The sequence below is a fragment of the Mucilaginibacter sp. P1_D10 genome, assembly GCF_056406215.1.
Genome location: NZ_JBFUAP010000003.1, coordinates 451,186 through 464,846, shown reverse-complemented (window position 1 = coordinate 464,846; position 13,661 = coordinate 451,186). Strand labels below are relative to the sequence as shown.

The following is a 13,661-nucleotide window of genomic DNA, read 5'->3' as shown; positions in this document are numbered from 1 at the left end:
TGATGAAAAACATCTGGCTTATTTGTTTATTTTCTTTAGCTTTTGCCAAAATATCGAACGCGCAATCCGTCGATGAAAAGATTTTCTACTTCAAAGAATTATTTCCCGAAAGCGGACTTTTTCTACGTCCAGACTCATTACCCGATGGTAAATGGATAGCTTATTGCAAAGAAAAAAGCTCGCAAATAGGCTTGGTAATCCATTATAAAAACGGAAAAAGAAACGGCGAATGCGTTATATATTGGCCAAGCGGCGCCATACACAAAAAGTTTTCATACTTAAATGGCATAGGTTTCGGGAAATCTGAATCCTGGTATAAAAACGGAAAAAAGGAAAGTGAATCTGATGGTGCACAAAATAACCGTTGGAATTACTGGACCGAAGACGGAACTCAGATTATAAAAGAGGGAAATGGTTATTACATTGGATATCATCCCAACGGCGCGTTACAAATAAAAGGTAAATATGTAAACGGGTTACAAGAAGGAGAGTGGAAATGGTATCGCGAATCTGGTAAGGTGTTATATATTGAAAATTTTGTTAACGGCAAGCAAAACGGCGATTACATATTTTACTTTGAAAACGGACAGATTCGCACTTTTGGACAATATCAGAACGGAAAGATGGAAGGAATTTGGAAAGAGTGGAATATTGACGGCAAACAAATCAGCGTGTTAGTTAGAAATAATGGAGCCGCAAACGGAGAGTATATAAGCTGGTATGATAACGGAAACATGCAGAGTAAAGGAGTGTTTAAAGTTGGCAAAGAAGACGGTAAATGGGAATATTGGAATGAGGATGGAAGCTTGAAAAGAGTTGTAACTTTTGCCAACGGAAAAAAATTATAGTTTATGCAGCTTTTAGACGGAAAATACGTATCAGAAAAACTTAAGGTAGAAATAGCCGAAGAAGCGGCTAAGATATTGGAGCGCACCGGCCGCAAACCGCATTTGGTTGCTGTTTTGGTTGGGCACGATGGCGGCAGCGAAACCTATGTGGCCAGCAAGATGAAGAACTGCGAAAAGGTGGGTTTTAAATCCAGCTTAGTGCGTTACGAGGATGATGTTACCGAAGAAGAACTGCTTGCCAAAGTAGCTGAGTTGAATGCAGATGCCGATATCGATGGTATCATCGTACAGCTCCCACTCCCCAAGCATATCGACCCGGAGAAAGTTACCGAGCGCATAGACCACCGCAAGGATGTAGACGGTTTCCACCCCGTGAACCTGGGGCGCATGCAGCGCAACCTGCCTTCATTCATTCCTGCTACCCCCTACGGCATCACCCTGATGCTGAAAGAATACGGCATTGAAACCGCAGGCAAGCATTGTGTAGTGGTGGGCCGCAGCAATATCGTAGGCTCGCCAATGAGCATCATGATGGCGCGCAACACGCAACCGGGCAACTGCACCGTTACCATTTGCCACAGCAAAACACCCGACATTAAAAAATTCACGCTGGATGCCGATATCCTTATCGTAGCCATCGGTAAAAAGAATTTCATCACTGCCGATATGGTGAAAGACGGCGTTGTGGTAGTTGACGTGGGCATGAACCGCGAAACCTCAACCGTAACAAAATCGGGCTACAAACTATACGGCGACGTGGATTTCGAAAATGTTGCCCCAAAATCATCCTGGATAACCCCTGTACCCGGCGGTGTAGGCCTGATGACTATCATCGGCTTGCTGAAGAATACACTGTCTTCGGCTAATAAAGAGGTTTATTCTTAGTGAGTAATTGACGGTACGTTTAACAAGACACGTCATGCCGAATTTATTTCGGCACCCCATCTGAATGGCTCGCGTCAATGCAAAGTGGTTTTGCATATTGGCTACTTTTATGATGGGGTTCTGAAACAAAAATGACGTTGGGCTATACCCACTCACCTGCTATCAAGCCACCAGCTCCGCCGGTATCCGGTGATTCTCGTTCTCGTCGTTCCAGGCCATGGAGCTTACGCGCCAGGTGTCGCCATCTTTTACGAATTGCATGTAGTTGATGCCGCGTGGCATTTTGCGGGGCGGTATCTCCGCAAAGCTGTACTCGTAAACACTGGTGCGTTGCGCTATCTTGCCAAATACTTCGGTTTTGGAACTTATTTCCCGCTGCAAAAATTGCTTAAGGTTGCCAATAGCAATCTGCGATTCCAGCGCCTTTAGGTAACTTGCCGTAGTGAACGCTATCGGCTCGTCAAAGCTGTTGTTGATTAGTATGCCGCCTTCGTAAAAAAACTTACGCAACTCAGCTACTTTAGGCAATTTAGAATTACGGAAGCTGAGCGTATGGTACAATTCATAGGTAAGCAGGTCGATAGCATTGGTTTCCATTTATTTGAAGGCTTGTTTTAGTTTATCAAAAAAGGATTCTATCCCCACATAAACCTCCTCACCTTTCACTTTAACCGGATAGCTATCCACATAATCGTTTTGGCCGGGGCTGCCCTTGCCGGTCTGCAAATCGTAGCTGAAACGATGGTAAGGGCAAACCAGCTTACCATTGGCGCACCAACCACGGCTTAAGTCCTCTCGTGCATGCGGGCAAATGGCACCAAGGGCAAATAAATTGCCCTCATACCCTACCAGGCATATGCTTTTGCCTGCAACCTTTACTTTTTTAATAAATGGCTCGCCATTAAGTACAACACCGTCAATCGGGTACCACTTCATCCAGCATCAAAAATCTATCTTCAAATTCATCAGCGAGGGGTTCTTCATCACCTCATCCATGCTGGTAACCAGGGTAACTGTATGCCTGTCGGCAGATAGCACGGCTTTAGATCCGTTCATTTTCTTCACGGGCCTGGCAAATTTCAGCACTACTTTATAAGGCATATCTATCAGCATAGCCTTCGCCATAGCAAACTTGGCTCCCGCCTTTTTTAAGAACGCGGCAAATTTCACCTTGTCTATAATGCGGTAAAACCGGTGAGGCGTTATCTCATAGTTGTAGTAGCTTTGCCCGTTTATGAGCGGCTGCGGGTCGAAACCGCCTGCTTGCTTGTTTTTGGTCATCTGGCTCAGGTTGCCATTCATGGATATGTTGTTGAGGTGTTGCAGGTAATATTGCAGGTCGGCCGCGTTTTTTGCCTCATGCTTTATGCTCACTTTCATAATGTTATGCTTCAGGTCCATTTTTACGGCCAGGTCGCTGCCCTGGGCCATCTTTATCTCCTCGGCATTCATTTTATTGGCAATACTATCAGGCAGGGCGTTGTAAAAGTTGAGCGTGGTATCTTTCACCAGATTGAATTGAGGCGTCTCGCGTACCGAATCGGTCATCAAATTGGCCAAAACCGAAACCGCTTTACCCATATCAAAGCCGTAAAGCACGTTGCAGGATCCATCGGCCTTGAAATCATAACGTTCTTCGATGTCTACGCAGGAGCTTAGGCAAAACAAAAGGAAGCATACAAACGGCAGGTTTAATTTCTTCATGTTTGGGGCCAGGTAAAGTTTACCCTATAAAGCTAACGCCAAATAATGATATATAAAAGAGTCTCAGCCAATTAAATAGCATATTTTGCAGATGCCCCTTATCACCCAAATATCACCTTTTGCCTTGATGCTTTAAGCTTTGGCCGTAAAAGCCTACCTTTGCGCCCTATTATGGCACATCAAGTTCCGGACGACGGCACATTGCTTCCTTTGATGGAAGAATTTTATACGATACAGGGAGAGGGATACAACACCGGCAAAGCCGCTTACTTTATCCGCCTGGGCGGCTGCGATGTGGGCTGCCATTGGTGCGACGTTAAAGAAAGCTGGGATGCCGAACTGCACCCCCTTACCTCTGCCGATACTATTGTGGCCAACGCCAAAGTGCACCCCTCCAAAGCTGTGGTGGTAACTGGTGGCGAACCGCTCATCTACAATTTAGATTACCTCACCGCCCAACTGCATAACGAGGGAATCCGCACGTTTATTGAAACATCGGGCGCGTATCCCCTATCGGGCGATTGGGATTGGATATGCCTCTCGCCAAAAAAATTCAAGGCCCCCATGCAAAACGTGGCCGATAAGGCGCACGAGCTAAAGGTGATTATCTTCAATAAATCGGATTTTGAGTTTGCCGAACACAACGCCAAACTGGTTGCGCCCGATTGCAAGCTGTACTTGCAGCCCGAGTGGAGCAAAAACAAAGAGATGGCACCACTAATTGTAGAATATGTGATGAATAACCCGCAATGGGAGGTTTCGTTGCAAACGCACAAATACTTAAATATCCCTTAATTTTGTAACTTAGCTTATTGATTAACGAATCAACAAGCGATGCGCATTTTTTACTTGTTTGCCGTCTTCGTGTTACTATCCCCCGTGTATGTGTTTGCCCAGCAAAGGCAATATTCTACTACGGATAAGGAGTCTATTAAAAACTTTGCGTTGGCCAACCAAAGCCTGGACGAACACTTGTACGACGATGCCATTGCCCAATTGCAAAAAGCTATAGATAACGATAGCAAGTTTATAGAGGCCCAGGCGCTGTTGGCAGATGTTTTGCACTCGCGCTTGCAAAACAAAGCCGCAATACCACACTATTTAAAGGCGATAGCACTTTCGCCCGAGTATTCGCGCTCGGTATATTTACGCGTTGGCGATGCCGAAGTTAGCGAGGCGCAATATGTTGCGGCCAAGCAGCACCTGGAAAAATACATCACCTATCCAAACCTGGTTAGTAGAGACGAAGCTTACGCCCGCAAATTGCTGCGCGATTGCGATTTTGCCATAGATGCCATTAAGCACCCCGTGCCTTTTTTACCCATAAACATGGGCCCCGAGATAAATACAGCTGCCGACGAATACCTGCCCGTAGCTACGGCCGACGAAGGCACGCTGATATTTACCCGAAAAATAAACAGCAACGAAGATTTTTATAAGAGCGATAAGCTCAACGGCAAATGGAAAACATCGGTTTACTTAAGCGATGCCATCAATACGCCTATTTATAACGAGGGGGCGCAATCGATATCGCAAGATGGCAAATACCTGTTTTTTACCGGCTGCAACCGGCCCGATGGCCAGGGCCGCTGCGATATTTATATAGCGCAACGCAAAGGCGACGACTGGGGCAAGCCTTTTAGCCTGAGTTCGCCCTTGAACACCTCAGGATGGGAGGCCCAGCCAAGCATCAGTGCCGATGGGCGTACCATTTACTTCGTAAGCAACCGCAAAGGTGGTTACGGCGGTTATGACATTTGGAAATCTACCCTTACCGATAAAGGCTGGGGCAACCCCGAGAACATGGGGCCAAACGTAAACACCGTTTACGACGAGCAGTCGCCTTTTATACACCCGGACGATAGCACCTTTTACTTCTGCAGCAACGGCTGGCCGGGCATGGGCGGAAGGGACCTCTTCATCAGCCGGATGGCTAAAGACGGTAAATGGCAAAAGCCGGTAAACCTGGGTTCGCCCATCAACTCCAGCGGCGACGAAAACGGCCTCACCCTCACAGCAAACGGTGCTTACGCCTTTTTCTCATCCAATAACTTAAACGGCTTTGGCGGCTATGATATCTACACCTTCGAGCTGCCGCTAAACCTGAGGCCCAATATCGTTACTTACGTAAAGGGCAATATAAAAGACATTAAAACCCGGGCCCCCTTAGAGGCCATCATCGAAATTGTGGACCTGGAGAAGAATATGCCAGTGTACCAGGATTATAGCAGCGAGGATTCGGGTGAGTTTTTAGCCACGCTGGCCGCCGGCAAAAACTATGGCCTCAATATTTCGCGGCAAGGATATTTGTTCTATTCGGATAATTTTTCGCTGATAGGGCATGCTCCAAAAACAGCCTTCAATATATCGGTGTTGCTATCGCCAATAGAAGTTGGGGGCAAAGTAATATTGAAGAACATCTTTTTCGATACCAATAAGTTCGACCTGAAGGTAGAATCGAAAGCAGAACTCCAGAAGCTCATTGAGTTTTTAACGCTTAACCCAACCGTTCGTATAGAAATATCCGGTTATACCGATGATGTGGGCAACGACGCGGCAAACCAACTGTTATCAGAAAACCGGGCAAAATCTGTATATACTTACCTTACCTCGAGCAATATTAACCCGGCCCGTTTGGTTTACAAAGGTTACGGCAAAACTGAACCTATCGCACCCAACACGTCAGACGATAACCGCGCCAAAAACAGAAGGACGGAGTTTAAGATTATTGCGAAATAGTCGCCCTTTAAAAAGTATATAATCATTTGTTATTTAACCTCAAACGAAAAATACTGACTCCCCGCATCGCCTTTAGTGTTGATCCCTTGTATAACGCCCACGTATTTTCCTGGTTGATCGGATGTATAAAATGATACAATATCATTACCCTTGTTGTTCACCGAAGGTGTCCAATACAATACGTTACGGAAATCGGGTAAGCGGGTGGCTGTTTTAGTGTCGGAATCATAAACCGGCGAATAAAATTCGCGGCGCAATTGCAATCCTTCATAATCAAGCACCACCGATTTAGGATCGATGTCGATGCCACCCAAATCGCCTTTATAAGTTGTGAAACTAAATATACCTTCATGTTCAACCGTGCCATGGAAATACCGGAAAGGGACAACTTCGAGTTTTTTTACTTTTAAGGGATCGATAGCAAATATTTTGTCGATATCAAAAACAGGGATACCATCAAGCAGTACCAACGGATCGTCATCTAAAAATCCATTACCGCTTAATACGACGATATGAAAATGTCCCTTCTTTTTCACAATATAATCTTCGGATACATATTCTCTTAAATCCTCTTCCATCGTTGTAAAACGCGTAAAGTCGTCGAGCTTATAAGTTTTATACGGCCTGCCATAAAAGGGGAGGCTATCGGTCTTTGCATCATAATAATTACGCAATTTACTACCAAAATAAATATTCAATATCTTCATACTAAGGCTGTGCTTCTGAAGCGCTTTGGCCGTTGTCGAATTAAAATCTAACGTTGGGAATATTGTTTTCGAAAATTGTTCGGAGAATGGGCTCAATACCTCAATCCGATAGATGCTATCTTTAAGTGTATTTGTTTGCACAATAACTTCATTCGGACCAAAAAAATCTTTAGTGTTATAAATTAAATGGCCCAGTGAATCACTTTGCGAGCAATATAATTGCACCCTTTTCCCCGGCACACCCAAATACGTTATTATGTTTTTAGCAGGTGCTTGGGTTTGAGCGTTAACTATTTTGGCCGAAATAATATGTCCGTTATACTCTGGCACGAAAGTAAAGCCGGCGGGTTTATTGGCCAGCACCTGCTGCCATTCAAACCTGCGCCAACCCTGGGTTAACATCAGGTTATCTAAAGCTTCAGATGTTTCGGCATCTTTGTTTTTTAAATAATAATCGGGCGATTCAATAAAGCCTTTCAAATCCGAATTAAGCCACAAGTAATTAAAAATATCAATTTTGTCAACCGCTTGCAGAGAATCGACTTGATAAATCGCCATAGATAATTCTGCATTTTGCAATTTGCCTCCTTTGTCTTTCGTGGCAACATTTATATTAACCTTTTTACGCCGCCCATATAGTTGCTGATCGGTAGCCGCATCAATAAATAATTGCCGCTCGGGGCTTTTGAAATATAGTCTTTCACAAACCGGTTGTTTTAGGCTATTAAAAACAGTTAAATGTGAAATGCCATCACTCAAAACACTGGGATCAATAAAAAAATGGGCTGTACCATCAGTGCTTACTGCGGTTGCTGCGGCTTTAATTTCCTGCCTTGTATGCGCAAACAGATAAATAGATTCGCCTGCTATGTTGTCGCTATGCACTGTAATATCCAATTGACCATTTTCGGTTTTTGTTAACTTCATAGCGTAACCGTGCGCCTTAATTTCGGATATGGTCTTAATTAGCGGTGCATTGTTTTTTATATAAATAATGGCTTTATAGGTGTTATTTATATCCGGCGTAAACGAAAAAGATCCCATCCCGAATTTTAGTGTTTGAAATCTTATGAGCGTATCATTATGTTGGTTTACGATTACTCCTTTTGCAGAAACACCTTTGCCATCTGATGCGGTTATTTTGAAAGCAACTTTACTTTCAAGGCCACTTACCAGATTTCCTCCCTCGGGAAAAAACTGCACATCGTATTTTAAAGCTGTTTCTTTAAGCGGATCAGGAGACTTTAAGGGGTGATTAGTGAGGGTTATCGCTTTTTCAAAATAAAAATCGGGACTAAAATTTTTCATCCAGTTGGTGTAGGCCCTCAATTTATAATTGCCATTTGCAGTAGTAACCGGCACATAAATAGAACCATCGCCAAAACCATTTTTCATTTCAACTTTTACCTGGGCTATAGGGTTTTGGCTACCATCCAACACATCAACATAAACAACTTTACTTAAATTGAGCGGTTTATGATCGTTACCGTCTACACAGTAAACCTTAAACCAAACTATTTCGCCGGGCACATAAACGGTTTTATCGGTGTGTACGAAAACCTTTTCGAGCAAGGTGGTTTGCTTATATAAGTTAAAACTGTTTTGAACCTCGTTAATAGTTTGGGCGCTACTATTGGAGTAACAGGCAAATAGAGCCATCGTAAAAACGGTCAACCTGATGACTTTCACTATATTTCTCATGATCAAATATTTATTCGTTGTAAGACCCTTCACTAATTTGGATACAAACTTTTCAACTTTTTTACAGTGTTTTCCTATTTTTTACACTTCGAAACTTAAACCATCAAAATACTATTGCCAAAATGGTGGTTGTTTTGTGGTGCCACGTTCGGTACAAGACGCACATACCTGGCTCGAAGCCGTATATCCAATAATCCCGGAACTGTCTAATAATTGGTCCAATGGTATAGATTGCGAGCCGAGGGGTATTAAACGACCGGCTACCTGATTAACGGCCGGCCCTCCATTTGGCGACTGGTAATCAAACAATACCGTATCTAGTTTGCAGGTGTACGGAAAGGTGAAGTAGTTAAGGTCACGGGGTAATTGATACCGGGTAATAAATATCCTCTTTCGCTGAACATTTGAAACACCGATAAACCCAATAACTGGTTTCGATGGTGTGCTCAGGCATTGTATATTTCCATTGATAGTTGATGGCTGGGCATCAAATATACTCCCCAATTGTTCGGTATTCTTTTTCATGTTAACCCAAAAATTATAAGCATCTTTCGATAGCGCGTATTGGTTTACCTCAATACTATATTTATCCTGGAGTTTTTCAGTATTGGCCAACACGTGCACAATTGGTTTTTGATGAATTACAGGCTTTGTTAGCTGGGCCGATGAGCCTAAAATAATGGTACTTGATGAATCGCGGCCAAAGCAGTAATAGACCTGCTGGGCGGGGGTCCTCCGAACTATTTCCTTTCCGTTGGTAACAAACGCCGACTCATACGGGCTGTGGAACTTCCATGTTTCGGCGTAATCCCAACGATAGTAATTTACCACATTAGCCGGATCGTGCGTATTTACATGAATCTGTACGGTATTGTAATCGGGTACTGTATATCCGATACTGTCGATAGGCGGGTTATTTAATACTGCCTCATACGACGAAAGATATGATTCATTGTTGGATGTTGTTATCCTTAAACGATATTTATGTGTTTTATCAAGTGATAGCGCCGGTGTAGCATACATGCCTTTACCAAAATCCATTAAAACATATTTCGAATTATCATCGCCTTCTACAACTAGTTGCGCCCCCAACTCCGGCTTATGAGTATTACCCGACGAAAGGGGAACCGTACGACTAAGTTTTATAAATGTAGAGTCCGTGCCACTATTTATCATTCCCTCAACTACCAGGTAACTACCTGGCGAAGCAATCGGCTGCGGGTCATAAGGCAACTTGCAGCCTTGTGATGCCACTATGAAAAATAAAATGCAACTCCAGGTAAAAACTTTCACTATCATTTTTTTTTCTGTTTTCAAAAAAGCAGATTGATTATTCATATTGCTTAAAATCGTATATTATAATTTATAAATGGGATAGCGGCCGCGAATATGGATAATTTATAACCACTGATTATGCCGCCCTGTTCGGTAAAATAGGTTGAATATGCATTTTGCTGGCCCGTTAAATTGTAAACACCGGCAGACCATGAACCATGGAAGCGTTGATGTACCCTGTGGTTACCTTCGATGTTTATCGAAAAATCGGACCTGAAATAATCAGGTATTCTATAGGCATTTCTGTCCGAATAAAATACCCTTTCGGAGCCCGAATATTCAAATTCGGATACTGGCAAAGTAATTGGTCTGCCGGTACTGTAAATTATATTGAGCGAAACGCTATAACGGTGGGTAAATCTGTAATTCCCCGTAAAATTAAAGGAATGTGGTTTATCGTAATTAGCCGGGTAATACTTTCCACCGTTTATTAACTCTCCGGCATTCGGGTCATCCTGTCGTAAAAGCGTGCGTGAATAGGTATAGCTCAGCCATCCATTTAATTTCCCTTCAGTTTTCTTTATTAAAAACTCAACGCCATAAGCTTTTCCCCGGGTATTAATTACCTCCTGTTCGATATGGTGGTTTAACAAAAGGTTTGCACCGCTTTTGTAATCGAGATAATTATTGATGCGTTTATAATAAACCTCGGCCGACAATTCGATGGTATTAGATTTTACGTTTTTAAAAATGCCAAACGAAACCTGGTCGCCAGATTGGGGCTTAATATTAGGATCGCTTAATTTATAAACATCGGTTGGCGAAATAGACGTAGAGTTTGAAAGCAAATGGAGATATTGGTGCATGGTATTGTAACCCGCCTTTAACGATAAATCGTCGTTAATTAAATACCTCGCCGATAGTCTGATGTCGGGCGCGGCATAAGTATTAATAAACTGCCCACCTTTGTAAATGGTGCTGTCAATTACATTTGTTGCATCTTTTGGCAAATTGGCGGCATAATAATTTATCGTTTGCGCACCGAGGTAGTTATATATATTAAACCTTACACCTGCGCTAACCGATAATTTAGATGTTATATCATATTTATCACCTAAATACAATGCGCTTTCCAGGGCTTGCTCGGGTGCTACAACATCGGGCGCTACGAGCGAACTACTGCCGTAGGGTTCGAAACCGCCGGGGTTGGCCTTATACAAAATAGAGCTTACCCCGAAATTAATGGTGTGTTTATTGCTGAGATAGTAAGTAAAAACACCTTTAAAATTGGCCTGGTTAATATTAAAGCCCAATTTAAACGCGTTAACCGGATTGGCACTGGCTCTTATTTCATATTGGTACCTATCGACCCCGGCAGACAAAAGGCTATATAGTTTATTGTTAAAATTATGTTTCCATTTTAAAACAATACTCTTGTTGCTATACGAATAAGCAGTGTCACTATTGAGCCGGAATTTATCGCCACTGATGTAGCTTGATAGGTAAAGGTTGTTTTTATCATTTATTTGATGGCTCACATCAAAATTCACATCATAAAAAGAAGCCGAACTGTTTTTGTACGCAGCGGGCAATAAACTTAGCAACCAATCGGAATACGTTGTGCGTGCGCCAAATATAAATGAGGTTTTATCTTTAACAATTGGCCCTTCAATGCTAAACCTACTGGTTAACAAGCCAATCCCTGCCGAACCAGTGAAGACTTTCTTATTGCCTTCGCGGTTGGTGATTTCCAATACCGACGATAAACGCCCGCCAAATTTTTCGGGGATACTATTTTTATAGAGTTCAATACCCTTTACTACATCCGGGTTAAATGCCGCAAAAAAGCCAAAAAAGTGAGCCGGATTATAAATAGTAGCACCATTCGATAAAATCAGGTTTTGGTCGGCAGCCCCCCCGCGAACGTTAAAGCCCGTGGTAGCTTCGCCAACCGATGTAACCCCTGGGAGCGTAAGCACTGCTCTCAGTACATCGGCCTCGCCAAAAACAGTTGGTATTTGTTTAATGTTTTTAATATCGATCCGCGTTACACCAAGGGCTACACCGCGTACATTTGCCACCTTATCGGCCGAAATTTTAACCTCCTTCAACCTGTTTACCTGCTCCTGCATTTCGATATTTAATTTGCCATCGGCATAAAGTATTATCTGCCGGCGGGTATCGCGCATTCCCATCCCTCTAATATTTAATAAATGCCGTCCACGAGGCATTGTAAGGGCAAAATACCCGAATTGATCAGTAGCTACACCAGCTTTAGTGCTTTCAACATAAATACTTGCACCAGCCACCGCTTCGCCCGTTTTAATATTGCGTACGTAACCTGATAAAACTGCATTGCCCGGTGCTATGACGTTTGTTTTTAAGCCGACTTCGTAAACCTTGTTTTCGGTTGTGGCCTCGGGTATTTTTTTATCACGATCGCCGGTGTAGTATGCTATTGCCGGGTTCTGTGTCACCTGCTGATTATTTGTCGGTGTTTCCACAAAATCGGACGCTAATTCGCTTTTAATGTCTCTACCTTTAGCTAAAAAAATTTGCTGGTTGACAATAGCATAGTGATAATCGGTATTGCTGAACACTATGTCTAAAATGTTTGTTACCGATTTATCGGTTACCTGCAGGGTAACTTTTAAACTGTCGAACTGCGTGGCATCGTAAAAAAAACGATAATCTGATTTCGATTCCAAATCAGTCACAAATTGCTCAATTGTAGCCTTTTCGAAATTTACGCTAATCAACTTTACATCTTTTTGCTGCGCGAAGCCAACCCGGATTAGAAAGACCAAACAAAAAATAACAAGATAAAGGCTTTTCATATTAATTGCTTAAATGGTCATAAAAAGATACAATTTTGACCATTGCCTCTTCTGGTTTAGCCCGAAACTGAATGTGATTCGTTTTAATATATTGCTTTAATTCCTTTTTTTTATCCTTTAAAAGCTCTAACAGTTCGCCCTGATTATTGAAGCTATAAAAAACGTTGTTTTTTTGGAGGAACCACTTTGTGGACTCCGAAAAATAGCTTTCGGCCCAGTTGTTTGTTTGAATTGTTTTTTCGCGTTTTACCAAAATTTCAGTTTTACCGAGATATAATTGATCATAAAAACCCGGCTTTAAACCTTCCTTTTCGCCAAGGGCATCGCTTTTTACATTGACGAAATGATGGTTTAAGAAATTAAAACTTTCTACTTTTTCTTTAACTAATGAATACATAGAATAATGATTGTATAGAAGGGCTACCACTTGGTCGGTATTTAGATCGTAAAGCATAGGTACACCATCGTAATAAACGTCATCGTAATAAACCGATCCGGGAGTAAATGAGTTTACATCCGAAAAATAGGCGTTGCCCTTTGCAAGTGGGTCGTGTAAATGGTATTCAATTCCATTAAATATATCGGCCTGCTTGCCAATCGACGAATGATAAAACGTTACCGCCTTATCAAAGGCATTTTGCTGTGAACTACTATCACGGTTAACAACTTGCGCTAAAGTTTTTTTGCTAATTATTGTATTGATAAGGCATAAAATCACGGGCAGGTAAACAATTTTTCTCATTGAGGATGTATATAGGTAAAACTGACTCATATTTTAGAAATGGACTTAGCTTTTAACCTGGCAGTTGTGATACTAACCTGATTTTTATTTTCACGCACATCAAAAATGGCATGCCCCATTTTTTTTTAACAATGAGTGAGGATTTGGTGCTGAAGCCGCGAACGTAGTGTATTTAACTTCTATGATATCATCCTTAAAAACGGCGATGTACATTAAGCCTTTA

The 13,661-nt window shown here is 42.4% G+C and carries 11 protein-coding genes and 1 pseudogene; 4 read left to right on the top strand and 8 right to left on the bottom strand.

Annotated features, from left to right (window positions below; genetic code table 11):
* The first annotated feature begins 2 nt into the window (after positions 1-2).
* Together AC1DYT_RS06400 and AC1DYT_RS06395 are read left to right on the top strand one after the other, a co-directional pair.
* The gene (locus AC1DYT_RS06400) at positions 3-848 is read left to right on the top strand and encodes a toxin-antitoxin system YwqK family antitoxin (RefSeq protein ID WP_477468802.1); all 846 of its coding nucleotides are present in this window, start codon (positions 3-5) and stop codon (positions 846-848) included.
* A gap of 3 nt (positions 849-851) precedes the next feature.
* Complete coding sequence (locus tag AC1DYT_RS06395; protein ID WP_477468801.1) at positions 852-1,733, top strand: bifunctional 5,10-methylenetetrahydrofolate dehydrogenase/5,10-methenyltetrahydrofolate cyclohydrolase; 882 nt, start codon at positions 852-854, stop codon at positions 1,731-1,733.
* Positions 1,734-1,895: 162 nt separating this feature from the next.
* Here the strand turns inward: AC1DYT_RS06395 and AC1DYT_RS06390 are convergent, their stop codons facing one another.
* From AC1DYT_RS06390 to AC1DYT_RS06380, 3 genes are read right to left on the bottom strand one after another with little or no spacing between them, the layout of a single operon-like run.
* Positions 1,896-2,330: a hypothetical protein gene (locus AC1DYT_RS06390; RefSeq protein WP_477468800.1), complete on the bottom strand. Its 435-nt coding sequence runs from the start codon at positions 2,328-2,330 to the stop codon at positions 1,896-1,898.
* Positions 2,331-2,669 (bottom strand): Rieske (2Fe-2S) protein, encoded by a 339-nt coding sequence (locus AC1DYT_RS06385; RefSeq protein WP_477468799.1) that lies wholly within the window; start codon positions 2,667-2,669, stop codon positions 2,331-2,333.
* 6 nt (positions 2,670-2,675) lie between these two features.
* Positions 2,676-3,437, bottom strand: coding sequence for a hypothetical protein (locus AC1DYT_RS06380; RefSeq protein WP_477468798.1), 762 nt, complete (start codon positions 3,435-3,437; stop codon positions 2,676-2,678).
* Positions 3,438-3,608: 171 nt separating this feature from the next.
* Here AC1DYT_RS06380 and AC1DYT_RS06375 point away from each other — a divergent pair, with 171 nt between their 5' ends.
* Positions 3,609-4,232: a 7-carboxy-7-deazaguanine synthase QueE gene (locus AC1DYT_RS06375; protein WP_477461010.1), complete on the top strand. Its 624-nt coding sequence runs from the start codon at positions 3,609-3,611 to the stop codon at positions 4,230-4,232.
* A gap of 39 nt (positions 4,233-4,271) precedes the next feature.
* Positions 4,272-6,176 (top strand): OmpA family protein, encoded by a 1,905-nt coding sequence (locus AC1DYT_RS06370; RefSeq protein WP_477468797.1) that lies wholly within the window; start codon positions 4,272-4,274, stop codon positions 6,174-6,176.
* 29 nt (positions 6,177-6,205) lie between these two features.
* Here AC1DYT_RS06370 and AC1DYT_RS06365 read toward each other — a convergent pair whose 3' ends face one another.
* The 5 genes and pseudogenes from AC1DYT_RS06365 to AC1DYT_RS06345 all read right to left on the bottom strand — a co-directional run bounded on the left by AC1DYT_RS06365 (position 6,206) and on the right by AC1DYT_RS06345 (position 13,438).
* Complete coding sequence (locus AC1DYT_RS06365) at positions 6,206-8,191, bottom strand: hypothetical protein (protein ID WP_477468871.1); 1,986 nt, start codon at positions 8,189-8,191, stop codon at positions 6,206-6,208.
* 18 nt (positions 8,192-8,209) lie between these two features.
* Positions 8,210-8,542: pseudogene (locus AC1DYT_RS06360) on the bottom strand (MG2 domain-containing protein); the annotation flags it as partial.
* Between the two features lie 153 nt (positions 8,543-8,695).
* Complete coding sequence (locus tag AC1DYT_RS06355) at positions 8,696-9,901, bottom strand: DUF4249 domain-containing protein (RefSeq protein WP_477468796.1); 1,206 nt, start codon at positions 9,899-9,901, stop codon at positions 8,696-8,698.
* A 26-nt stretch (positions 9,902-9,927) separates the two neighbouring features.
* Positions 9,928-12,696, bottom strand: a complete 2,769-nt coding sequence (locus tag AC1DYT_RS06350; RefSeq protein WP_477468795.1) for a carboxypeptidase-like regulatory domain-containing protein — start codon at positions 12,694-12,696, stop codon at positions 9,928-9,930.
* Between the two features lies 1 nt (position 12,697).
* Positions 12,698-13,438 carry a hypothetical protein gene (locus AC1DYT_RS06345; protein WP_477468794.1) on the bottom strand — a complete coding sequence of 247 codons (741 nt, stop codon included), beginning with the start codon at positions 13,436-13,438 and terminating at the stop codon, positions 12,698-12,700.
* Positions 13,439-13,661 lie beyond the last annotated feature (223 nt).